The 23279-nt window shown below is 60.3% G+C and carries 24 protein-coding genes; 7 read left to right on the forward strand and 17 right to left on the reverse strand.

The genetic code is table 11. The annotated features are described in order from the left end of the window. Positions 1-29 precede the first annotated feature (29 nt). The 6 genes from AB5Y80_RS14235 to AB5Y80_RS14260 form a co-directional block, all read right to left on the reverse strand. A complete protein-coding gene (locus AB5Y80_RS14235) occupies positions 30-1013 on the reverse strand; it encodes an MDR family oxidoreductase (RefSeq protein WP_368173095.1) in 984 nt (327 codons plus the stop codon). 52 nt (positions 1014-1065) lie between these two features. Beyond that, entirely contained in the window at positions 1066-1701 is a 636-nt protein-coding gene (locus AB5Y80_RS14240) for a TetR/AcrR family transcriptional regulator (RefSeq protein ID WP_323907825.1), read from the reverse strand. Between the two features lie 157 nt (positions 1702-1858). Further along, the gene (locus AB5Y80_RS14245; protein WP_010675223.1) at positions 1859-2107 is read right to left on the reverse strand and encodes a GlsB/YeaQ/YmgE family stress response membrane protein; all 249 of its coding nucleotides are present in this window, start codon (positions 2105-2107) and stop codon (positions 1859-1861) included. A 128-nt stretch (positions 2108-2235) separates the two neighbouring features. Continuing rightward, positions 2236-2961 carry a UDP-2,3-diacylglucosamine diphosphatase gene (lpxH, locus tag AB5Y80_RS14250; protein ID WP_104454368.1) on the reverse strand — a complete coding sequence of 242 codons (726 nt, stop codon included), beginning with the start codon at positions 2959-2961 and terminating at the stop codon, positions 2236-2238. 13 nt (positions 2962-2974) lie between these two features. Then, complete coding sequence (locus AB5Y80_RS14255) at positions 2975-3661, reverse strand: DUF4269 domain-containing protein (protein ID WP_368173096.1); 687 nt, start codon at positions 3659-3661, stop codon at positions 2975-2977. Further along, positions 3651-4148, reverse strand: a complete 498-nt coding sequence (locus AB5Y80_RS14260; RefSeq protein ID WP_010675220.1) for a peptidylprolyl isomerase — start codon at positions 4146-4148, stop codon at positions 3651-3653. The genes AB5Y80_RS14255 and AB5Y80_RS14260 overlap by 11 nt, the downstream gene beginning before the upstream one ends. 191 nt (positions 4149-4339) lie before the next feature. On the opposite strand from AB5Y80_RS14260, the gene cysS reads away from it, so the two are divergent. Further along, positions 4340-5716, forward strand: a complete 1377-nt coding sequence (cysS, locus tag AB5Y80_RS14265) for a cysteine--tRNA ligase (protein WP_201927804.1) — start codon at positions 4340-4342, stop codon at positions 5714-5716. Positions 5717-5951: 235 nt separating this feature from the next. Here the strand turns inward: cysS and AB5Y80_RS14270 are convergent, their stop codons facing one another. Continuing rightward, positions 5952-6311 (reverse strand): lysozyme inhibitor LprI family protein, encoded by a 360-nt coding sequence (locus AB5Y80_RS14270; RefSeq protein WP_368173097.1) that lies wholly within the window; start codon positions 6309-6311, stop codon positions 5952-5954. Positions 6312-6406: 95 nt separating this feature from the next. Here AB5Y80_RS14270 and AB5Y80_RS14275 point away from each other — a divergent pair, with 95 nt between their 5' ends. After that, on the forward strand, positions 6407-7021 hold the full coding sequence (locus AB5Y80_RS14275) for a hypothetical protein (protein ID WP_368173098.1): 615 nt from the start codon (positions 6407-6409) through the stop codon (positions 7019-7021). 261 nt (positions 7022-7282) lie between these two features. On the opposite strand, the gene AB5Y80_RS14280 is transcribed toward AB5Y80_RS14275, so the two are convergent. Both AB5Y80_RS14280 and AB5Y80_RS14285 read right to left on the reverse strand, forming a co-directional pair. Further along, the gene (locus tag AB5Y80_RS14280) at positions 7283-9076 is read right to left on the reverse strand and encodes an ATP-binding protein (RefSeq protein ID WP_368173099.1); all 1794 of its coding nucleotides are present in this window, start codon (positions 9074-9076) and stop codon (positions 7283-7285) included. Then, positions 9073-10263, reverse strand: a complete 1191-nt coding sequence (locus AB5Y80_RS14285) for a hypothetical protein (RefSeq protein WP_368173100.1) — start codon at positions 10261-10263, stop codon at positions 9073-9075. The genes AB5Y80_RS14280 and AB5Y80_RS14285 overlap by 4 nt, the downstream gene beginning before the upstream one ends. 2086 nt (positions 10264-12349) lie before the next feature. Between AB5Y80_RS14285 and AB5Y80_RS14290 the strand changes: the two genes are divergently transcribed. Continuing rightward, positions 12350-13408: a GGDEF domain-containing protein gene (locus AB5Y80_RS14290; protein WP_368173101.1), complete on the forward strand. Its 1059-nt coding sequence runs from the start codon at positions 12350-12352 to the stop codon at positions 13406-13408. Positions 13409-13494: 86 nt separating this feature from the next. Then, the gene (locus AB5Y80_RS14295) at positions 13495-13782 is read left to right on the forward strand and encodes a hypothetical protein (protein WP_042864058.1); all 288 of its coding nucleotides are present in this window, start codon (positions 13495-13497) and stop codon (positions 13780-13782) included. 102 nt (positions 13783-13884) lie between these two features. Here the strand turns inward: AB5Y80_RS14295 and AB5Y80_RS14300 are convergent, their stop codons facing one another. The 7 genes from AB5Y80_RS14300 to AB5Y80_RS14330 all read right to left on the reverse strand — a co-directional run bounded on the left by AB5Y80_RS14300 (position 13885) and on the right by AB5Y80_RS14330 (position 19144). After that, a complete protein-coding gene (locus tag AB5Y80_RS14300) occupies positions 13885-14163 on the reverse strand; it encodes a hypothetical protein (RefSeq protein ID WP_368173102.1) in 279 nt (92 codons plus the stop codon). Between the two features lie 279 nt (positions 14164-14442). Next, entirely contained in the window at positions 14443-15165 is a 723-nt protein-coding gene (locus AB5Y80_RS14305) for a substrate-binding periplasmic protein (protein ID WP_368173113.1), read from the reverse strand. 191 nt (positions 15166-15356) lie between these two features. Then, positions 15357-15851, reverse strand: a complete 495-nt coding sequence (locus tag AB5Y80_RS14310) for a GDYXXLXY domain-containing protein (RefSeq protein ID WP_368173103.1) — start codon at positions 15849-15851, stop codon at positions 15357-15359. Next, positions 15848-16855, reverse strand: coding sequence for a DUF4401 domain-containing protein (locus AB5Y80_RS14315; RefSeq protein WP_368173104.1), 1008 nt, complete (start codon positions 16853-16855; stop codon positions 15848-15850). The genes AB5Y80_RS14310 and AB5Y80_RS14315 overlap by 4 nt, the downstream gene beginning before the upstream one ends. Further along, positions 16848-17786, reverse strand: a complete 939-nt coding sequence (locus AB5Y80_RS14320; RefSeq protein WP_042014993.1) for a DUF2157 domain-containing protein — start codon at positions 17784-17786, stop codon at positions 16848-16850. The genes AB5Y80_RS14315 and AB5Y80_RS14320 overlap by 8 nt, the downstream gene beginning before the upstream one ends. 217 nt (positions 17787-18003) lie before the next feature. After that, positions 18004-18561 (reverse strand): TMEM165/GDT1 family protein, encoded by a 558-nt coding sequence (locus AB5Y80_RS14325; protein WP_010675206.1) that lies wholly within the window; start codon positions 18559-18561, stop codon positions 18004-18006. A 253-nt stretch (positions 18562-18814) separates the two neighbouring features. Next, on the reverse strand, positions 18815-19144 hold the full coding sequence (locus AB5Y80_RS14330; protein WP_042864056.1) for a translation initiation factor: 330 nt from the start codon (positions 19142-19144) through the stop codon (positions 18815-18817). A gap of 119 nt (positions 19145-19263) precedes the next feature. Between AB5Y80_RS14330 and AB5Y80_RS14335 the strand changes: the two genes are divergently transcribed. From AB5Y80_RS14335 to AB5Y80_RS14345, 3 genes are read left to right on the forward strand one after another with little or no spacing between them, the layout of a single operon-like run. Beyond that, complete coding sequence (locus AB5Y80_RS14335) at positions 19264-19491, forward strand: FeoA family protein (protein ID WP_368173105.1); 228 nt, start codon at positions 19264-19266, stop codon at positions 19489-19491. Beyond that, complete coding sequence (gene feoB, locus AB5Y80_RS14340) at positions 19488-21758, forward strand: Fe(2+) transporter permease subunit FeoB (protein WP_368173106.1); 2271 nt, start codon at positions 19488-19490, stop codon at positions 21756-21758. The genes AB5Y80_RS14335 and feoB overlap by 4 nt, the downstream gene beginning before the upstream one ends. Before the next feature lie 46 nt (positions 21759-21804). Further along, complete coding sequence (locus AB5Y80_RS14345; protein ID WP_039041210.1) at positions 21805-22047, forward strand: FeoC-like transcriptional regulator; 243 nt, start codon at positions 21805-21807, stop codon at positions 22045-22047. Positions 22048-22109: 62 nt separating this feature from the next. Here AB5Y80_RS14345 and tapW read toward each other — a convergent pair whose 3' ends face one another. After that, entirely contained in the window at positions 22110-23246 is a 1137-nt protein-coding gene (gene tapW, locus AB5Y80_RS14350) for a type IVa pilus ATPase TapW (protein ID WP_029314740.1), read from the reverse strand. Positions 23247-23279 lie beyond the last annotated feature (33 nt).

Raw genomic sequence — 23279 nt, forward strand, 5'->3', positions numbered from 1 at the left:
AGGCGAGCCGGCTCATATCGCGTCAGTCATCACCCCTGGACATGGACCAGGATCCGGCCGCGCACCTGGCCTGCCAGGAAGGCATTCCCCAGGGTCACGACCTGGGAGAGGGGCACTTCCCGGGTGAGGAGGTTGAGGCGAGTCAGGTCGAGATCCTCGGCCAGTCGGGCCCAGGCCTGCTGGCGCAGCGGGCGCGGTGCCATCACGCTGTCGATGCCATAGAGGGTGACGCCGCGCAGGATGAAGGGCATGACGGTGGAGGGGAAGTCCATCCCTCCCGCCAGACCGCAGGCAGCCACGGCGCCGCCGTAGCGGGTAGTGGCGCAGGCATTGGCCAGGGTGTGGCTGCCGACGGTGTCGATGACGCCGGCCCAGCGTTCCTTGCCCAGCGGGCGTCCCGGCGTGGCCAGTTCGGCGCGATCGATCACCTCGGCGGCGCCGAGGGACGTCAGATAGTCGGCCTCGTGCAGCCGCCCGGTGGCGGCCACGACCCGATAGCCCAGCTTGGCCAGGAGGGTGATCGCCACGCTGCCCACACCGCCGTTGGCGCCCGTCACCAGAATGTCACCGTCACCGGGGGTGATGCCGTGCTTCTCCAACGCCATCACGCAGAGCATGGCGGTGTACCCTGCGGTGCCGATGGCCATGGCGTCCCGGGGCTGGAAGCGCTCAGGCAGGGCGACCAGCCAGTCGCCCCGGACCCGTGCCCGCTCTGCCAGCCCGCCACTGTGGGTCTCGCCCACGCCCCATCCGTTGAGCACCACCTTGTCGCCGGGGTGCCAGTCGGGATGCTGGCTCTCCAGCACGGTACCGGCAAAGTCGATGCCGGGGATCAGAGGGAAGCGGCGTACCACAGGGGAGGCGCCGGTGAGGGCCAGGCCATCCTTGTAGTTGAGGGAAGACCACTCTACCGCCACGGTCACATCCCCGGCAGGCAATATCTCCTCGGAGAGGCTCTGGTAGCTGGCGCGATAACCCGCCTCGTCTTTCTCGATCAGAATACCGTTGAACATCTTGTCTACTCCCATTAATTGGACTGACTGACTATTAATCTTCGTAAAAAAATCACTTTGCTAACTTCATGAAAAAATTGAGAAAAGAGAGCATGGGCTCGGTGTCGCCCACCAGGCGTGCGCGCAGTACGGCCCCTTCCCAGCCGATCCAGAACTGATGGGCGAGGGCGGGGCAGTCACAATCAGGGGGCAGCTCCCCCGCCGTCACCGCGTCCCTCAGGCAGCGGGCGAGCAGCGCCTCCCAGTCGAGGAGGATCTGCTCGAGGCGCAGGCGCAGCTCGGGGGGCAGTTGCACCACCTCCTGACCCAGATTGCCCACAAGGCAGCCCCGCTGGAACCCATAACGGGTCATGCCCCGGCAGGCGCTGTCGACGAAGGCGACAAGGCGGGCCAGGGGAGGCAGGCTCTCATCCTCCAGATAGCGCGTCAGCTTGCGGCAGAAGTAGTGGTGATAGGCATCCATGACCGCCAGGGTGAAGTCGTGCTTGGTGGCGAAGTAGTGATAGAAGGAGCCCTTGGGGATCCCGGTCGACTGCAACACCCGCTCGATGGAGGTGGCGGCGATGCCCTGCTCGGTCAGCAGCTCCATGCCCCGGCGGATCAACAGATCCCGGGTATCGGCATAAGTGTGCCCGTGCTGGGCAGGGCGGCCGCGAGGGCGGCGAGGCAGGGGGTCATTGGCTTGCATGGGGCTTATTAGACGCCTCAACTAGAAATGATGCAAGCGCGGCATCGAACGGACGAAACGAGTGGATGAGATCGGGTAGTCGAGACAAGCTGGCGCCAGCGGGGCTGAAAACAGCGAGGGCGCCAGTGGCGCCCTCGCATCGATGTTTGGCTGCGTCTCAGCTGCGCAGCTTGTTGTAGACAAACAGCACGATCAGGGCGCCAACGGTGGCGATGATGATGCTCGGCAGGTTGAAGCCGGTGACCGTTCCCATCCCGAGCAGGGTGCTGACATAGCCCCCCACCATGGCACCGACCACCCCCAGGATCACCGTCATGAAGAAACCGCCGCCATCCTTGCCCGGCATGATCCATTTGGCCAGAATGCCGACGATCAGCCCCAGTACCACCCAAGTAAGAAATCCCATGGTCTTCTCCTCGTTGTGTGCAGAGAACCAGAGTATATGCAGGGATCCAGCTTGTATCCCGCCACAGCACGGCGTGAGTCAGAAACGGTCATATGAGACTCGCTCATGACCATGGCAGGCAGAGGGCCTCAGCCGAGCGCGCGGGTGTCGAGGCGCTGCCCGGCGGGGGAGCAGACCAGCACCGACCCCTGCTCGAACCAGTCTCCCAGCACGATGCGCCGCGCCGCACGCCCATCCAGGGTGAAGTCGTGGATGGCGGGCCTGTGGGTGTGACCGTGGATCATCAGGCGGCAGCCGTGCTGGCGCAGCATGTCGTCCACCGCCTCCGGGGTCACGTCCATGATGATCTGGCTCTTCTGGGCATTCTCCATCTGGCTCTGGCCGCGCATCTTGTGGGCGATGGCCTGGCGGCGCGAGAGCGGCAGGCGCAGGAAGAGCCAGCGTAGCCATTTGAGTTGTGTGATGCGGCGAAACTTCTGGTAGCCCTCATCTCGAGTGCAGAGCAGATCCCCGTGGCTCAGCAGCACCCGCTCGCCGTACAGCTCGATGACGCAGGGGTCGCCGAGCAGGGTCATGCCGGCCCGTTTGGCAAACTGGCGCCCCAAGAGGAAGTCGCGGTTGCCGTGAATGAAATAGAGGGGCACCCCTTGCTGGCTCAGGGCGAGAAAGGCATCGGCCACCTCGCGGTGGAGCGGGTTGGGGTCGTCGTCCCCAATCCAGAATTCGAACAGATCCCCCAGCACATAGAGGGCGTCGGCACCGGGCGCATCTTCGGCCAGAAAGCGCACCAGGGCCGCCGTCATGTCGGGCCTGCCTTGGCTGAGGTGAATGTCACTGATAAAGAGGGTGCTCATGAGTTCCTGGGCATCATGGTAAGAGAGTCCCGCCTGGGTGCGGACAAGGCCTGTGACCTTGCACGTCGAGCGGGTGGGGGAGGGAAGGGCAGCAGAGCCCCGCAAGGTTGACGCCCTCCAGGGTCAGCAACGCCTCGTAAGGGTCGCCGGACAGACCCAGCAGGCGGCACATGGCCGCTTCCCCCTTGAGCCCTTCATCAAAACGCAGGCGCAGCACTTCCCGGTGGAAGGGGGCGCCAAAGCGCTCAAGCAGGGCGGCCATCAGGCTGAGGTGGCGCCAGCCATGACACATCTCGAGGGGATCAGGGGTGAGGTAGAGCTCGACTGGCCAGCACTGGCCATCTGGCCCGTGGCGTCGCTGCTCGGCGATCCAGACCTGCTCGTCCTTGCTTCGCACCTGCCAGCCTTGTGCTGCCAGTGTCGCGGCAAGGAAGGCCGGGTCTGGATGCTGGCAGAGGATGTCGAGATCGCTGCCGGGCCTATCCAGCCCGATGGCGATCGTGCTCACCAGGGCCAGATCGTTGCACAGGGGGCCAAGCTCATCCCACAGGCCGCCGCTCAGCAGGGCGTGGGCCGAGCGCTGACGTTCGTTGCCCTGGGCCAGATAGTCGAGGCGGCGCCAGTTGGGGGCGGCAGATGGAAAAACTGCGGCCGGGGCCGCAGTGGTATCAGAGCCTGGCCGGCAGGGATTACTCGGCAAGGGTCACCTTGGTGATGACGACGTCTTCGGTCGGAACGTCCTGGTGCATGCGGCCGTAGTTGCCGGTCTTCACGCCCTTGATCTTGTTGACCACGTCCATGCCGGCGGTCACTTCACCGAACACGCAGTAGCCGAAGCCCTGGGTGGTGGCGGACTTGAAGTCCAGGAAGTCGTTGTTGTTCACGTTGATGAAGAACTGGGCGCTGGCGGAGTGCGGCTCCATGGTGCGGGCCATGGCGATGGTGCCGACCTTGTTGGACAGACCGTTGGCCGCCTCGTTCTTGATGGGAGCGCGGGTCTCTTTCTCTTCGAAGCCCGGGGCATAGCCGCCGCCCTGGATCATGAAGCCGTCGATGACGCGGTGGAAGATGGTGTTGTCGTAGTGACCGTCACGGCAGTATTGCAGGAAGTTGGCCACGGTCTCCGGGGCTTTTTCCGCGTTCAGGGTCAGGGTGATGTCGCCGTGGTTGGTGTGCAGAGTAACCATGAGTTGTCCTTTCATTTTGACGCGGGCAGCAAGGTGCCCGCAGGTGTATGGCATAAAGTGGTGGCAATTCTAGCCCATCAAGGCCCTGCGGCATAGATGGCAGGGGGGAGAGGGGGCTTTTTCTGCCTCGTTTTCTATACCGGATGCGGTTAGAATGGCAGGCCATTTTACTCACAGGCAGTGGTCATAAGATGCTGAAGATATACAACACACTCACTCGTCAAAAAGAAGAATTCAAACCTATCCACCCGGGCAAGGTGGGCATGTATGTGTGTGGCGTCACTATCTATGATCACTGTCATATCGGCCATGGCCGTACCTTCGTCGCCTTCGACGTCGTCGCTCGCTACCTGCGTTATGCAGGATACGACCTCACCTATGTGCGCAACGTCACCGACGTGGACGACAAGATCATCAAGCGCGCCGCCGAAACGCACGTGACCTGTGACGATCTCACCGAGCGCCTCATCGGTGACATGCACCAGGATTTCGACGCCCTCGGCATGGTGCGCCCAGACATCGAACCCCGCGCCACCCAGCACATCGGCGAGATCATCGCCCTGGTTGAAACCCTGCTGGAAAAAGGGCACGCCTACGTGGCGGACAACGGCGATGTGATGTTCATCGTCGAGTCCTACGCCGACTACGGCAAGCTCTCCGGCCAGGATCTGGAGCAGTTGCAGGCCGGCGCCCGGGTCGACGTGGTGGATGCCAAGCGCAATCCGCTGGACTTCGTGCTGTGGAAGATGTCCAAGCCGGGCGAGCCGACCTGGGACAGCCCCTGGGGCCCGGGTCGCCCTGGCTGGCACATCGAGTGCTCCGCCATGAACTCCAAGCACCTTGGCAACCACTTCGACATCCACGGCGGCGGCTCGGATCTGCAGTTCCCGCACCACGAGAACGAAATAGCCCAGTCCTGCTGCGCCCACGGCGGCGACTACGTCAACACCTGGATGCACAGCGGCATGGTGATGGTGGATAAAGAGAAGATGTCCAAATCCCTTGGCAACTTCTTCACCATCCGTGACGTGCTGGCCCACTACGACGCCGAAACCGTCCGTTACTTCCTGATGTCCGGTCACTACCGCAGCCAGCTCAACTACTCGGAAGATAACTTGAAGCAAGCCCGCGCCGCCCTGGAGCGCATGTACACAGCCCTGCGCGATCTGCCGCTGGCCGCAGCTGCCGGTGGTGACGAGCAGGTGGCCCGCTTCGTTGATGCTATGGACGATGACTTCAACACCCCGGAAGCCTACTCCGCCCTGTTCGACCTGGTGCGCGAGATCAACCGCCAGAAGGCCGAAGACATCGCGGTCGCCGCCGGCCTTGGTGCCCGCCTGCGGGAACTGGGCGCCGTGCTCGGCATCCTGCAACAGGATCCGGATGCTTTCTTGAAGGGTGACGAAGCAGACGAAGAGGTCGCCGAAATCGAGCGCCTGATCGCCGAGCGCAATCAGGCCCGCGCCGACAAGAACTGGGCCGCGGCGGATGCCGCCCGTAACCGTCTCACCGAGATGGGCATCGTGCTGGAAGACAGCGCTGGCAAGACCAGCTGGCGCCGTGCCTAAGGCCGGTGGCCTTGTTGGCGCCTAGGCCAACAGGTTGAGCCAATAAAAAAACCGCAGCCCTGGGGCTGCGGTTTTTGTTTGTGGCCTGCCGAAGCCTCGGCATCCTGCGGTTTGATCCCCTCGCCCCTTGGGGAGAGGGCAAGGGTGAGGGGAGCTCGCGTCATTACTCACCGGAGTGCCTGCAAGCCGTCTGTTGCTTGCCCCAGTTCCTACCTGACCTGGTTGGCGCCTCTGATCATGGCTGGTCCGGCAGTGTGTTCAGGTCTTTGGTGCGCGCCTCGGTCAATTGGGTGAGACAACTGCTGTGGACCATGGGCGCCATTGATCCCCCTTCATAGACGCCGGCCTCGTAGCGGCACTGGGCATCGCGAAAGGTGATCCAGGCCCGTTGTGCGGTTCTCAGCCTCTCCAGCTGTGCCTTCTCCTGGGAGGCAACCCGCTTTTTATAGGCGGCATTGAGCTTGGCATCGGCTCGCTGGTAATCCTGAAACGCACAGATGTTCATGTCGGTTTGTGTCACCGGCGCAGTACAATCCTGTTCGGCCTGAACGGCAGTGGTTGCCAGCAAGAGCAACAGGGCGGGATAGGGTCTCAAGAGGCAGTTCCTTTGTGGTAGGGAGAGGGCCAATATACGGCATAAACCGGCCCGATGGCGGCTCTGTTTTTCAAGAATAACAAGGAGATGACGTCATGAAATTGAACTGGAGGCCGTTTCTGGCCCTGCCTCTGCTGGCGTTCGGGCTGTCTGTGGCCGCCACTGCCCCCGATATGCAGGCCCAAGTACGGGCCAAGGTGGCCGAGTTTCTCGACTGGGAGCGCCAAGTCAAACCGAGCGGCCTCTATCAGGCAGACCTGGGCGGTGCGTTGCCCAACATCGTCTCCCCCGAGCTGCTCTGCCTGCTCAATGCCGCCTCCAAGGCGCGCGAAATAGCCACCCGCGCAGCCCCGGACGAGAAGCCCCCCTTCGTCGAGGGCAACCCCTTCCTGCCCAATGCCTGGGATCACCTGCTGGGCTCGGAGATCCTCTCGTCGCGCGCCATCGCCGGCAGCCGTGATCGCAGCGAGGTCAAGGTGCGTTTCACCTTTGGCGAGCCGGGCACCCCGCTCGACGCCCCCAGCGGCACCTACCGTTTTGTCAGCACCTATCTGGTACAGGAAGGGCCGCAGGGCGCCCGCATCACCGATATCGACGCCGGCGGCAGCTGTGATTTCTGCCAATCCGGCAGCCTGCGCGCCGCCCTCTATGAGACGCTCACCGCCTATCCCGCCGCAGGAGGAGAGGAGTGCAAGGGGTTGGGGAAATAGGGCTTTGGCTTGAGTGAAAAAGTGTTTGGGGAATAGAAATAAAAACCGCAGCTCAAGGCTGCGGTTTTTGTTTGTGGTTTGCCGAAGCCTCGGCATCCTTCGCTCAGATCCCTCTCCCCTTGCGGGAGAGGGTCAGGGTGGGGGGAGCTAACGTCATTCCCCTGCGAACCGCTCGCTTTCTCGAAGGTTTGCAGGGGGGGACCAATATGTATGGAGATGTTATTCACATTTAACTAAGCGAGATTCATAAAATTATTTAGTTTATTTAACACCCCACAATTCGGCTAAATCAACATCATCACTAGCTGGACGACTATTTTTTTCTGCAATATAATCTACTTGCATAATAATAGGTAGTTCGAAGGCTGTGCCAGTTATAACGCAAACTCCTTTTGATAGAGTAGGGATCAAGTTTTTAGACATTTTGTCTAATGTACTGATCGTATTCTCGATTAAGAAGAGGTCTTTATCATTTACGAGGCGATGTATGAAAAAATTGTGAAGTTGGGACATTATTGTTGGCGAAATATCAGCTGGCCTTTGGCTAGATAAGGTCAGAAACATTCCAAACTTACGTCCCTCTTTAATTATTTCCTCAAACATCTCCAGTCTGTAATCTTTCCAGCTTTCATGCTCTCGGTTTGACTGTTGCGACAAAATGTTATGAGCTTCATCAATAATGAAATGAAGAGTATTCTTGGGGGGCGCATCAACTTTATCTCTGTGATCCTGATAGAACATTTTTGCCAGAATCAAAGGCACGATTTTTTTCGCAGACTGATTACAGGATCTCAAGGAAATCACATTTAATAATTTGAACTCATCATCAATATTATCTTTTATAGTAAATATTTTCCGTAGTCCATTTATGGTGCTTTCAACCCTTTTTAAAAGAGGCTGAATATGATCATACTGTATATATCCATATAAAAGATCCCTAAGCAGTTGAATGTTAATTCGAATAACCAATTCATCGAAAGGATCAATGTTTGTTGTGTTTATTCCATTTAATAATGGCCTTAGGTTTTTATCGAAACCTTCTTTAGAATCAAAAAACTCCCAATTCGGTGTTGCTTTGCATGCAAACTTTGCTTTTTCCTCATGTTTATCAAACCAAAAGATATCATTTAGTTTTTTAATGAGGGGATCATGTTGTAGATGTTCAGATATTACCTTAAGCTGAATTAGTGACTCTTTATTTTGTGCTGGATTCACCAAGCATAGGTAAAAAGTACTAATGATGTAGTCATTTAAGCTATTCGGTTCATCTTGACTCTTCTCCCTTTTTTCAATTACTCTATTCAAAAATGGAGTCTGCGTATTTGCTGTTGCTTGAAATAGAAGTGCTAATATCTCTGTATTCCAGAATTGAGAGCTTACTAATGGTAGTTTATCACCAGAGGCTTTACCTGTGCTGAGATTAAATGATTTTTTATGGTCTAAGTCTGCAACTAATTGGTCACCAGTATACTCGCCATTAAAGTCAATTAATAGAAACAAGCTTTTACCTATTAGCTTATTGCCATAATTAGAAAACAACTCTGCGTATAATCTAGTCAGAGTATTTGATTTACCGCTACCAGTATTGCCAAAAATACCAATGTGGCTATTAAATAGCTTGCTCCAAGGTAGTGAAATAGGGAGTTCCTCTTTCAACATACTTCCTATTTTAAAGTTCCCATCAGTACCTTGGCTAAATATGCTGAGTACTTGGTGCTCGTTAAGTAGATAAACTTTATCCTTTATCATTGGCATTAATTTAATGCCATCATTAAATTTACTCTTCTCAAAATAGCCAATAGGTTTTGCTTCTACTTTTCTGATGTACTGTATTTTGTTGTCTTCATTTTCAAAGCGTTTTTCATCCAGATATTCACCTTCAACAATACAAACTATGATACAAAAACCTCGCTTAATACCAAGATACTCACGTATGGATACACCCTTGTACTTTTTTCCATCGTAGAAAAGAGTCTCTAAACTGGACTCTTCATATATACGGAGTGTGACTTGAGTACCTCGGACCGCAATAACTTCACCAACGTTAATGCTCATTCTAACTCACCTCTAAGTAAGTCAGCATTGAAAACCTCTTTATTGAACTTGGTGAAATCTAACTTTGCATCATCAAATGATATTAATGAAATGTTTCTATAACCCCTGAATCGGTCGCTCATAACTTGGTGTTCTTTTTTATCAAAGCAACAAATAAACACTTGCAGCTTAGGGTTGGATAATGAACGTTTTACCAAGTTGAGGATGTGCTCATCAGCGAATGAAAACGCAAAGCTAATTAATATGGAGTTAGGCTCTTCTAGCTGATAGCTGAGTAAACGGAGCATCTGATAATAATGCTCTTCAAACACAGTTTCATGAAATTTCCATTTTGTAGGGTTCACTATTGGTAATTTATTGTAAGAGCTCCAGAAGGAATCTATTATTGCTTCTGGGAATTTCACATCAATGCTTAATACGTCTTTCGTTGTCTTGTCTTTATTGTTCAATATTGTATGTAAAGTTGTCAGTGGTTCAAGTGCTTCCTCAGGGATTATTACGTTGGTATCAGTGTTCTTGTAGTCTACAGCGATGTTGTTGTCAGACTTTCGCCAGTAAGCAGAGCCATGAAGATTAATGAAATTAATTTGAGGGATATCTGATGAATTTCTTCCGAAAACACCAGATTGGCATATGTAATTATTGAAGTTTCGTGCCGATAATGTTCTGTCTAGAAAACCACAAGCCCCATCATTTATAAAAAATTCAAGTTCTCCTTTTTTAATCAACTTATCTGCAATTAGTGGCACGCAACCATCATAGTTTGTCGTAAATAGGTTACATCGTTTTTGAAATTCGTTTTTGTTTTGCAATAGCCTTACTATAGAGTCTATAAATGTTTCATAATTACTAATCGCCTCTTTTTGGCGTTCTTCTTGTTTGCATATTTCACAATCGACACCTATACAATCCGCATGTTGAATATCGAAATTGGTTAATTTGAAGTTACATACTGGTGAGATAATGTTTTGATAGTAATACATAAAAAGTAAGGTTTGATGAGATCTGTACTCATGACCAAGCTGCTCCAATTTGGTCGCCAGAGTTTCTATTGTCTCTTCTTTTTCTGGGTTGTTAGAATCTTTGATTGCTAACCATAATGTTGGAAATAATCCACTAGAGGCTCCAGCACCGATAAGAAAATTTATTCTTTGTTGATATATTTCGTCTAAAGGTATCCTGCTCATATTGCTTCTCTCTAGTAGCTGAATTTATTCGACTTAGGGCCGTAGGTTCGATTAGCGAAGCGTAATCGGACGTTTGAGAAATAAGGTGTTATCACGTTGAAATACTCTCTATCGGGCTTTCAATATAAAACCGTTTCCCGATAGGGATATCTGCTGCTTGTTGTTATATCCGTCATGATTTTTTCACCTATGCAATCATGTTGATGGCGCTTGTTGCATAGGTGCGACAATCTGCTCTCGTCACGGGGTGGGCGAGGGGTTGTCTCTGAGAGAACAGCCCTCCCGACCCTGACCCCGTAAACACAAGGTCATGGTCAATTAACTGGTTTCGGTGCTGCGGGTTGGGTGTTGCCCCCTGTTGTTCGCCGAGGTGAGCCCGTTTGTCCAGGCCGCGAGGCCGGACGCCGAGCGAGCGCCGCTGGGCCATGGATGGCCCATCGGCGCGTGCCGTGGGACAAACGGGTGAGCCGAGGGAACCCGACGCAGGAGGGCGAACAAGCGGGGGAGAAGACCTTTGGTGACTTTGGGTCTTTCCAAAGTCACTCGCCCCAGCCGCGCAGCGGCGGCGAAACCCCGTCGAGGGCCGCGCCCTCGTGTCCTGCGCGGCGAAGCCGTGCCATTGAGGCGTGGGGCGGCATTCGCCAGGCAATGACGTTACTCACCCCTCACCCTAACCCTCTCCCCCAAGGGGAGAGGGGATCAAACCGAAGTCGCCGAGGCTCGCGGGCGAAATCCCGTCGAGGACGGAGTCCTCGCGTCCTGCGCGGCGAAGCCATGCCATTGAGGCGTGGGGCGGGATTCACCAGGCAATGCCGTTACCCACCCCTCACCCTAGCCCTCTCCCCCAAGGGGAGAGGGGATCAAGCCGAAGTCTCCGAGGTTGGCGGGCGAAATTCCGTCGAGGGCAGCGCCCTCGCGTCCTGCGCGGCGAAGCCATGCCATTGAGGCGTGGGGCGGCATTCGCCAGGCAATGACGTTACCGACCCCTCACCCTAACCCTCTCCCGCAATGGGGGAGGGGATCAAACCGAAGTCGCCGAGGCTCGCGGGCGAAACCCCATCGAGGACGGAGTCCTCGTGTCCTGCGCGGCGAAGCCGTGCCATTCAGGCGTGGAGCGGCATTGCACCAGGCAATGCCGTTACCCACCCCTCACCCTAGCCCTCTCTCGCAAGGGGAGAGGGGATCAAACCGGCTGGTGGGCGAAACCCCGTCGAGGACGGAGTCCTCGCGTCCTGAATGGCGAAGCCGTGCCATTGAGGCGTGGGGCGGCATTCGCCAGGCAATGACGTTACCGACCCCCTAACCCTCTCCCGCAAGGGGGGAGGGGATCAAACCGAAGTCTCCGAGGCTGGCGGGCGAAACCCCGTCGAGGACGGAGTCCTCACGTCCTGAATGGCGAAGCCGTGCCATTGAGGCGTGGGCGGCATTCGCCAGGCAATGCTGTTACCCACCCCTCACCCTAGCCCTCTCCCCCAAGGGGAGAGGGGGGCAAACCGAAGTCTCCGAGGCTCGCGGGCGAAACCCCGTCGAGGACGGAGTCCTCGTGTCCTGCACGGCGAAGCCGTGCCATTGAGGCGTGGGGCGGCATTCGCCATGCAATGATGTTACCGACCCCTCACCCTGACCCTCTCCCGCAAGGGGAGAGGGAATGGTTACCGCGGACGATTACGCTGCACTAATCGACCCTACACGCTTATTGCACCCAACAGGCTTATTGGCACCTTACCCCTTTCCCGCATAAGGGAGAGGGGACGGTTACCGCGGACGATTACGCTTCGCTAATCGACCCTACAGGCGTAGCCATGCCAAATGACGGCAAGTGACTCCACACCCAGACCTTCTCCCCCAAGGAGCGAGGGGATGATTAGCGTGGGCGAATACGCGGCGGGAATCGACCCGGCACCCAGGGGCGAGGGCAGGGTTGTGTCCCTGTGTTTCGCATGGCGACGCCGCTTGGGGGGCGGTTATGCCAAAATGTGAACAAATCGATCTTTCCCCCGGTCAATCGTGGTCTCCCGCTTGTCGGGCCCGCCCCGAGTTGGCTAAGGTGGTCGCCCATTACATGCACGCAGTTGTGGAGGTAGGCATGGACAAGTTATTGCTGGCGCTCTCGGAGCAAGTGATCAAGGCGCGGGATCTGGAGAGCCTGACCCGCCCTTTGCTGGAGATGCTGGAGTCGGTGACCGGGCTGGAGTCGACCTATCTCACCGAGATTGACCTCGGGCAAAGCAGCCAGCATGTTCTGTTTGCCCGCAATGCGGCTGGGCTGCTGATCCCCGAGGGGATGACGGTGGAGTGGAGCGATACCCTGTGTCGCCGTGCCATCGACGATGAGATTGGCTACACCGACGACGTCGCCGCTCTGTGGGGGGACTCCCAGGCGGCCAGCGAGCTCGGCATTCGCTCCTATCTGAGCAGCCCGGTGCGCACCTCGACCGGCTCCCTCTATGGCACCCTGTGCGGCGCCAGTACCGAACAAAAGCCCGCGGTGGCGGGGGCGCAGCAGCTCATCGCCTTCTTCGCGCACCTGATTGCCGAACAGGTGGAGCGGGAGCAACTGCTGCGGCAATTGCAGCAGGCCAACGACGAGCTCTCGCGCCTGGCCCTCTCCGACCCCCTCACCGGGCTCCCCAACCGCCGCGCCCTGATGCTGGAGCTCACCCGCCTTTTCTCGTTGTCGGAGCGGGCGGGGCATCCGGTGCTCATCGCCTTTGTGGATCTCGATGGCTTCAAGGCCATCAACGACGAGCATGGCCACGAGGCGGGGGACAGGCTGCTCACCGCCATGGCGCGGCAACTGAGCGAGACCCTGCGCGGCGGCGATCTGCTGGCCCGCTTCGGGGGGGACGAGTTCGTGGCCGTGGGCATGGGGCCTTTCCCGGACGCCGACACGCTGGACGGGGCGGTGGCGGCGTTTCGCCAGCGCCTGTTCGAGCACAGCGTGCTGTCACTGCCGGTGGGGGACAAGGTGATCCACTATCCCGGTGCCAGCGTGGGGGCGGTGGCCGTGATGCCGGCCGAGGTCAGCGTCGAGGAGGCGCTGAACCGGGCCGATGCGAGCATGTATGCGGTCAAGCGCCAGCGCCGGGCCGCAGGGGAGGGGGGGAACCTGCCTCCTTCCAGTCAGGTGTCTGCCCCGCGATAGCAGCGGGGCGGGTTGAGAGGGCACAGGGTGGCGCGTCCACCCGGGTGCCAGTCTGTTTTCCCTTTTATCGGTTCGGAGCCCATACCATGGTTCATCTTCTTGTCCGCCGTGTGCGCGCCCTGGCCGGGCGGGCGGCCACCCTGGTGGCCGGACTCTGCGAGTTTCAGCAGCGCATCTGGGTGGTCAGCATCGTCAAGGAGTCCTACACAGATACCTTCGTGGTCAACGAAGGGGGCTTCGAGGAGCCCTTGCAATGGATGCGCCGCAAGGGCTACAGCGCCGAGATGCTGGCCAGGGTGGAGGCCATGGCCCGATCCCAGGTGCTCCAGCTCGAGTGCGCCGGGCAGCATCACCGTCTGATGCGGGTGAAATAGGGGCGAAGCCGCCCCCGGATGGCCTGAGCGGCACCGCCGCCCGGGCATTGACCACATATCCTGCCGCCCTCTTCGTGTCAGACGGGGCAAATGGGTCGCCAGTCATGATTTTTCCGTGGTTCTCTCCGGTTTCAGACCGCCGGAGTAGACGCAAATCGCGGAGTTGTAGCTGTTGAAGGTGACCGCGTAGTTGAAATCGCAGAAATAGGCCGGGTGCTTGGTGGCGACAATGTCCCCCGCCTTGCACTTGTCCTGCATCCCCTCCACCAGGGTGTCGTTGTTTGACCCGAGACAGGCCTTGCCGGTGGTCTTGTCACCGCCGCAGGCCATCAGAAGGGCGCAGACCGAGAGACTCATCAACCATTTCGCTCTGTTGTGCATGTGTATTCCCAAGAGATCGCAGAGATGGCGGGAAAGGGCGTGAGCGCGGCGCTGCCCGATGAAGGCGGTCGGCGGCCACGCTGCCGCCCCTGACTGTCGCTGCCACCGTGCGCCTTGCCCCTTGCCGTGAAAAAGGGGCCAACAGGCTCCTGCGCCCTATATTACGGACCCGGGACGGTCTGCGTCACCCCTTGTCGTTGCAAGTGGTGAACATTAAACGGGTTTCGTGCGCTGGCTCAAAGGCGGGCCGGGGCCTTGGCGGCCCCGGCGGGGAAGGGGTCAGGGGGAGGGGAAGTATTTGTGCTGGAGCTGCTGGAAGTCGCTGCTGGCCAGCACCTGGGTCAGGCCGAGCTGGAACTCCCTGACCAGGGCATCGTCCACCGGGTGGCTGAAGGCGAAGCAGTACTGCTCGGAGCTCAACATCCAGCGCACCTCGAACTGGGCGGGATCCAGCTGCTGGGTCTTGATGAGATCCTGCAGGGTGGACTTGTTGCTGGAGATCAGCTCGACCCGGCCCGAGGTGAGCATGCGCAGGGCCTGGGAGAGGCGGTTGGCGGTCATGATCTTCTGCTCGTCGAAGCCGGCGTTGAGCAGCAGTTGCTCCCCCACATCGGATCGCACGGCGCCTATGGTGTAGCGCTGGGCATCTTCCAGCCTGGTCAGGGTCAGGGGGCGACTGGCGAGCCCCATCAACACTATCTCGGCATAGCCGATGGGGCAGGCCCACTTGAACAGGGGATTGCGCGCCTCGGTGCGGGCGGTGGAGAAGAGCACCACATTGGGTTTCTGGGTCAGCAGGTAGTAACCCCTGGCCCAGGGGAGGATGCTGACGGGCTGGACAGGGGTGCCGGTCTTTTGCCACACCAGGTGCAGCAGGTCGATGGCAAAGCCGGTCGGGGCGCCATCCTCCCCGGTGAAGTTGTAGGGTTTGTACTCTTCGGTGAGGTAGTGCAGGCTGGCGAGCGCCGGGCTGGCCTGGGTCGCGGGAGTGCCCCAGACCATGGCCGCGAGGGCGGCGCAGGCGACCAGTCTGCGAAGGGGGACTGCAATGTCTATGTTCATCCTGACCGTCCTGCTGCCGAGTGCCCAGTTTCAAGTGTTGCCAAGTCACGGCGTTTCGCCACCCGGCGCAGACGTTATCCGCCGGGGGCCGTCATCATCTTGCCACTCACAACCGTGTCGGCGCCCCCTTTTTACCAGGCCGGGCGGGTGTGACCCAGGGGGGTGAACGCCTCGTCCCTCAGTCCCACCAGCAGGGTGCTGCCATCCTCTTGCAGACGAAACTCGCCGTAGCGGGCCGACTCATATTTATCTCCCGTGCCCTCTTCGAAGAAGAAGGCGTCAGGCCCGATAAACCACTGGCCGTCGCGCTGGCGCACCTTGAGCAGGCGCTCCCCCGGGCCAGGGGCCTCGGGCTTGCCCTCTTCTACCCAGTGCACCACCTGATGTTCATCCAGGCGAACGACCAGGGTGTGGGGGCCGACGGCGGCCTGGCGGCCCGCCAGCTGGCGGGCGAGGGCGTAGTTCAGGCGCATGTAGTCCCCCTGCATCAGGGAGCGGGGGTCGACCGGTGCCAGCTCGATCAGCACCACCTCCCCCTGGCTCATGGCGTGCTCGAAGCGCCAGACGGTGGCGTTGATGCCGGCGAGCAGGGCAAGACCGGTCAGCAAAAAGGCGAGGCGTCTCATGAGGGGCTCCCGTTGTGAAGGTGCTTGAGCCACTGACGGGTACCGAGCAGCAGGGCCCCCGAGGCGAGCAGCAGCCAGGACTTGGTCATCAGGGTCAGCCCCAGATCGTAGTAATAGAGGGAGCCAAAGCCGAGCAGCATGAGGCCTGCCAGGGTCATCAGGGCCAGGCTGCCGGCGTAGAAGCCGAGCACCAGCACCAGGGCGCCAGCCCCCATGCCGGGAATGATGGCGCTGATCACCACCAGCGGCAGCCCGTAGCGCAGCGGCAGCCTGAGGCGAACCATGACCGCGAGCAGCAGGGCGGCGCAGAGCAGGGGATTGAGCCAGAGGGGCAGGCGGGAGCTGCCGAGCTCATTGAGCACGCTGGTGCCTCCCTCCCACAGGGGGTGGTGCAGCCGTCCCAGCACCAGCAGGGAGAGTGCCAGCCCCAGGGTGAGGGATTCATAGAGCAGATGGCGGGCGGGATCGCGCTCCGCCTGCAGCCAGCACAGGGCGACGGCGCTCATCACCAGCGGCAGGGCCAGCAGGTGCAGGCCGAGGCAGGCGAGGGCGAGGGTGAGCAGGATGGCGGCGGCGAAGCTGTGGAACAGCCTGATCAGCCAGTGCTCGAACAGGGCGGCCACCCCGAGGGAGAAGGCGGTCAGACCGAACCAGAGCCACGCGACGTTCAGGTCCAGCCTGTCCAGCAGGCCGTAGAGCAGCCAGGCATCTGCCGCCAGCGCCAGCGCCAGCACGAACTGATCCCAGAGATCGCTGCGGGTCGCCATACGGTTGAGACCGAGGGCGGCGGCCATCAGTACCATCCCCATGGTGAGGGCGTTGTTGGGGTCGCGGGTCAGCTGCTCGAAGGCCATGAAGAGGAAGAAGAGCAGGAAGAGGGCGGCTATCCAGCCCACCATGCCGAGCAGAAAACGGCCCGACCAGTGGGGCTGTTCATCCCGGGGGGCATCCCCTTCCACAAGTTGAGCAGCACGCAGGCGCTCCCAGGGGGTGAGATCAGACATGCTGCCTCCGTTGTTGTTGCAGCCAGCGGCTGGCCATCACCGACAGGCCGATGGCGATGAGGGCCAGCAGCAAAAAGCCGTTCATGTCCGGCTCCATCCACTTGCCAAGGGCCGCGAGGATCACGGCGATAAGGCTCAGGCACCCCATGGCGAGCCCGGCGATGAACCTGTGGTGCCAGCGCAGGTAGGCGGCGCCGAGCCAGGCGAGCCAGGCAGGCCAGACCCAGGGAGAGGCGGCATCGAACAGGGCCAGCAGGGTGAGCAGGGTGATGCCGAGCCCCGCGGCCAGCCCCGCGAGCCAGGAGGGCATCAGGGCGTAGCGGGCGGGCACCAGGATGAGCAGACCCCAGAGGGCGGCGTTGAGCAGGGTCAGGCACCAGCCGAGGGCCTCCTCGTTGAAGGAGAAGAAGAGATCGAGAAGGCCGAGCCGCCAGTAGAGCACCAGGGCGAGCTGACCGAGCAGCCAGGCCAGGGTCCAGAGCAGCGGGCTTCTGCCAAGTGCCGCCAGCGGCAGCAACATCAGGGCCCAGGTGGCGAAGAGCTGCCAGGGGTCGGCGCCGGTCTGGTAGGTCTGGCCCACCAGGGCGAGCAGGGCGCCGAGGTTGAGGGCCAGGGCCAGCAGCAGGGCCTGGCGCGGGGTGTCACTCATGGGTTTGCGCCAGAGCACCAGGAGCATGGCGAGCAACGGCAGCTCCAGCAGGGCGAGACGTGAGAGGCGCCCCAGGGCCTGCCAGTTGAAGGCGACGAAGAAGACGAGGCCGGCGCCAAGGCAGAGGCAGCCGAGCCAGAGCAGCAGCCTGTCGAACAGCCACTGCCAGCGGGCAGGGCCGGGGGGCAGATCGCACAGGGCCAGGGCGGCAGGCAGCGAGGCCCGTGGCAGGCGGCCGCGCCTGACCCAGTCGAGCAGGGTCTGTCTTGAGGTGAGGTGCATGGGGGCTCCTGAAGCCGTGATGCCTGAAAGATAAGGCATTATGGCACGGCGACGCGTCTCGGGGCAGGGGCGCCGTCGGCGCTGCGACACAGGTAGCGGCACGGGGCCATGTCTTTGCACTAAAAAGGCCCCCGCCGTGAGGAGGGGGCCTGAAGGACGTCCGGGGCGGCGGTGGCGATCAGTGCTCACGCTGATCCCCCGCCGGCTTCTATGGAGGTCAGGCGAAGATCAGGGTGGAGATGCCAAGCCCCGCAAAGAGGATGGCGCAGGCAATGCGGATCCCCTTGAGGGGGAGCTTGTCGGCCCCGAGCTTGCCGAGCAGCACCACGGGCACGTTGGCCAGCATCATGCCGAGGGTGGTGCCGGTGATCACCTGGATCAGGGAGTCGTACTTGGCTGCCAGCAGCACGGTGGCTATCTGGGTCTTGTCACCGATCTCGGCGATGAAGAAGAGCACGAAGGTGGCCATGAAGGGGCCGTACTTGTCCAGGGAACTCTCTTCATCGTCCATCTTGTCCGGCACCAGGATCCAGGCGGCCATGGCGATGAAGGCGCCAGCGACCAGCCAGGTCATCACCTTGGGATCCATCCAGCGACTGATGAATTCCCCTATCCAGGCGGCCCCTGCGTGGTTGAGCAGGGTGGCAGCCAGCATGCCGGCGATGATGGGCCAGGGTTTGCGAAAACGACAGATGAGCAACAGGGCCAGCAGCTGTGTCTTGTCGCCGATCTCGGCGATGGCAACGCTGATGGTGGAGGTTAACAAGGCTTCCATAAAAATGACCGGGGGACGGAATTGTTATAAACCAAAGACAAGCCTGCGCCATCCGTCCCCGGTTTTGGCACTGGCCCGTCAAAGGTCTTGTCAAATCCGGCATTGCCCGGATCACCCTGACCATGGTGAGTTGGCACCAAGTATGTTGATCAGGATCGCGCACGGAACGGGTCCGTGGCGAGACTACTCCCCCTCGATGGGAGCGGGCATTCTAGGGAAAAACCTCCGGTGAGGCAAGGCGCGGGATGGGGAATTATCCCCCCACCAGTTTGACCTGAAAGCCGGCCTTCTCCAGTTCGGCCTTGATAAGGTCCCGTTTGTCCCCCTGGATCTCGATGACCCCCTCCTTGAGACCGCCGCCGGTACCGCACTTCTTCTTGAGCAGGGTGGCGAGGGCCTTCTGCTGGTCGGCGGGAACGCCGTGGATGCTGATGACCCCGGCCCCCTTGCGTCCCTTGGTCTCGCGGCGGATGCGCACGACCCCGTCGGCGGGGAAGGGGGAGGCGTGCTGGGCGGGGGCGGATTCCTTGATCATGCCGCCGTCCGTGCTGTAGACCAGGCGGCTGTTGTTGTCGTGACTCATGGCAATACTTTGTCGGTTAGCTAAGCGGAGTTTGATTTTACGCAAATAAATGTTGAGGGCACAGCTTATAATCCCCCCATTAAAAGCGAATTATTCTTGTTTAACTTCAGGAGCCCGTCATGGTACTCACAGAGCTGTCGCCGGGACAGAGCGCTCGCATCACGCACATGAACCACCTTGGCCGCGCCTTGCGGCGCAAGTTGATGGTGATGGGGCTGCTGCCCCAGACCGAGATCCTCTATCTGCGGGTCGCCCCCCTGGGGGACCCGCTCCAGATCCAGTGCCAGGGCATCTGCCTCTCCATGCAGCGGAGTCTGGCCCAGCAAATCGAGGTGGAGCCGGTATGAGCTACAACCTGGTCACAGTGGGCAATCCCAACAGCGGCAAGACCTCCCTGTTCAACGCCCTGACCGGCTCCCGCCAGCAGGTGGGGAACTGGAGCGGGGTCACCGTCGACAAGAAGATGGGGAGCTTTGCTGCCCGCGGGCAGGAATACACCCTGGTGGACCTGCCCGGCATCTATGCCCTGGCCAACCAGGAGGCGAGCCTGGACGAGCAGATCGCCAGCCGCTTCGTCCAGCGCCAGCAGCCGGATCTGCTGCTCAACGTCATCGATGCCGCCAACCTGGAGCGCTCCCTCTACCTCACCCTGCAATTGCGGGAGCTGGGGCTGCCCATGGTGGTGGTGCTCAACAAGATGGATCTGCTGCAAAAGCGACGCATCACCATCGACGAGGCCTTGCTCGCCAAGGCGCTGGGGTGCCCCGTGGTGTCGCTCTCGGCCCACAATCGCCAGCAGGTGGCGGCCTTCAAAGAGGGGATCCACCAGTTTATCGGCCAGTCCCAGCCCGCCCTGGTGCTCAACTACGGTCAGCCCCTCGAGGGAGACATCGCCGAGCTGGAGACCCTGCTCGCCCCCCATCATCTGCATCGCCGTGGCCGCGCCCTGCGCCTGCTGGAGGAAGACATTGCCATGCAGGAGACCCTGGCGGCGGGGCAGCAGGCGGCGGCCGACAACGTGGTGAGTCGCGCCCACCACGCCCAGGACATCGACCTGCAACTTGCTGATTTGCGCTACGGCCATATCCACCACTGGTGCCAGCAGGCGTGCCGCCATCAGGACAAGCTCACCGTCGCCCAGAGCGAACGGCTGGACAGGGTGCTGCTCAACCGCTGGGTGGGCATCCCTTTTTTCCTGCTGGTGATGTACCTGATGTTCATGTTCGCCATCAAGGTGGGCAGCGCCTTCATCGACTTCTTCGACATCCTCGGGGGGGCCCTCTTCGTGGACGGGGTGCACCACCTGCTGGGGCTGATGAGTGCCCCCGACTGGCTGGGGGCCGTGCTCGCGGACGGCGTGGGTGCCGGTTTGCAGACGGTGGCGACCTTCATCCCCGTGGTGGGCTGCCTCTTTCTCTTCCTCGCGGTGCTGGAGAGCTCCGGCTATCTGGCCCGCGCCGCCTTCGTGGTGGACGCCCTGATGCGTCGCCTCGGCCTGCCCGGCAAGGCCTTCGTCCCCATGTTGATGGGCTTTGGCTGCACCGTGCCCGCGGTGATGGCAACCCGGACCCTGGGGTCGGAGCGCGAGCGGCTGATGACCTCAGCCATGGCGCCCTTCATGTCTTGCGGTGCCCGTCTGCCGGTCTACGCCCTGTTCGCGGTGGCCTTCTTCCCCGAGTCGGGGCAGAACCTGGTGTTCGGTCTCTATCTGTTCGGCATCCTGGTGGCGGTGCTCACCGGCCTCTTCCTGCGCAGCACCCTGCTGCCGGGCAAGAGCGACTCCATGGTGATGGAGATGCCCGATTACGAGTGGCCCCGTCCGGTGGACGTGGGGCTGCGCACCTGGCAGAAACTCAAGGGCTTCATCTTCGGCGCGGGCAAGACCATCGTCCTGATGGTGGCGGTGCTGAGCGTGCTCAACTCCCTCGGCACCGACGGCAGCTTCGGCAACCAGGATCAGGAGAACTCGGTGCTGAGCAAGCTGAGCCAGTCCGTGACCCCGGTGCTGCATCCCATAGGCGTGCGGGACGACAACTGGCAGGCCACGGTGGGCATCCTCACCGGCATCTTTGCCAAGGAGGCGGTGGTCGCTACCCTCAACAGCCTCTACGCCGGCGGCGCCGGTGATGAGGAGGAGAGTGAATACTCCCTGCTGGGCAGCCTGAAAGCGGCGCTGGCCACCATTCCCGCCAACCTGGCGGACATCGACCCCGCCGATCCCATGGGGATCAAGGTGGGGGATCTGGAGGACAAGCAGGCGGCAGCCGAGGCCCAGGAGGTGGACACCTCCACCTACGGCAACATGCAGACCCACTTCGACGGCGTGGCCGGGGCCTTCGCCTACCTGCTGTTCGTGCTGCTCTACATGCCCTGCGCCGCCGCCATGGGGGCTCTGGTGCGAGAGACCGGTCGCCAGTGGGCCCTGTTCACCGCCGCCTGGTGCAACTACGTCGCCTTCCTGTGCGCCACCCTCTTCTATCAACTGGCGACCTTCGCCGCCCACCCGGCGCAGAGCCTGGTCTGGAGCCTGAGCTATCTGCTCTCCCTGGTGCTGCTCTGGTGGCTGGGGCGTCGTCACGGCGACATCGTCGCCCGCAAGGTGGTGACCCTGTGAAGGGGCTCATGGTCAGGGGCGAGTGCGCCGAGAGGGAGGGTATTCTGTGATCCTGCGTGAACTGGGGGACTATCTGGCCCTGCACAAGAAGGTGAGCCGGCGGGCGCTGGCCCGCCACTTCCACACCTCCGAGGATGCGGTAGAGGCCATGCTCGGGGTCTGGATGCGCAAGGGGCGCGTCGCCAAGCGGGAGAGCCGCCTGTGTGGCGGCTCCTGCTGCGGCAAGCACGAAGAGGTGACGTTCGAGTGGTGCGAGCCCGGCCAGATAGGGCTGGTCCAGAAGGGCTGACGCCTGCCCATATGCAAAAGGGAACCCAAGGGTTCCCTTTTTCGTGGCCGCCGGGCCCGGTCTTAGAAGAGGTCGCCCTCGTCCTTGGTGGGCTCCAGGCTCCAGCCGCTCGCCGCCGCGCTGTTGCCTATCTGACCCTTCTCCCGCCAGAGTTTGATCTTGAGGCGCAGGTTGTTCTGGGAGTCCGCGTTCTTCACCGCCTCCTCCTCGTCGATCACCCCCTCGACCACCAGATCGAACAGGGTGCTGTCGAAGGTCACCATGCCAAGGGCCCTGGATTTTTCCATGATCTCCTTGAGGCCGCCAAACTCGCCGCGCTTGATGAGATCGCGCACCGTGTGGGTCCCGAGCATCACCTCCACCGCCGCCCGGCGCCCGCCGTCCGTGGTCTTCACCAGCCGCTGGGAGACAAAGGCCTTGAGGTTGTTGCCAAGGTCGTTGAGCAGCTGGGGTCTGCGCTCTTCCGGGAAGAAGTTGATGATGCGATCCAGCGCCTGGTTGGCGTTGTTGGCGTGCAGGGTGGAGATGGCCAGATGCCCGGTTTCCGAGAAGGCGAGGGCATGCTCCATGGTCTCCCGATCGCGGATTTCACCGATGAGGATGACGTCCGGCGCCTGGCGCAGGGTGTTCTTCAGGGCCGCGTGGAAGCTGCGGGTATCCACCCCCACCTCCCGCTGGTTGATGATGCTCTTCTGGTGGCGATGGACGAACTCCACCGGATCCTCGATGGTGATGATGTGGCCGCCGCTGTTGCGGTTGCGATGATCGATGAGGGCCGCGAGCGACGTGGACTTGCCGGACCCCGTGCCGCCGACGAAGAGCACCAGACCCCGCTTCTCCATGATGGTGTCGAGGAGCACCGGAGGGAGTTTGAGATCCTCGAAGCGGGGGATCTCGGTCTTGATGTTGCGCGCCACCAGGGAGACTTCATTGCGCTGCTTGAAGATGTTGACCCGAAAACGGCCTATCTGGGGCAGGGAGATGGCGAGGTTCATCTCCAGCTCTTTCTCGAACTGCTGTTTCTGCTCGAGATCCATGATGTCGTAGGCGATGCGGGCCACCTCGCCCGGCCCCAAGGGCTCCTGGGTGAGGGGGCGCAAGGCGCCGTTGAACTTGGCGCAGGGGGGGGCGCCGGTGGAGAGATAGAGATCGGAACCGTCCTGTTTGGCCAGGATCTGCAGCATGTCTCTCAATTCCATGAGGGGCCTCGTCGCTCAAAGGGCTGGGGGATG

Source organism: Aeromonas sp. R2-1 (genome assembly GCF_040908425.1).
GTDB classification, from domain to species: domain Bacteria; phylum Pseudomonadota; class Gammaproteobacteria; order Enterobacterales; family Aeromonadaceae; genus Aeromonas; species Aeromonas caviae.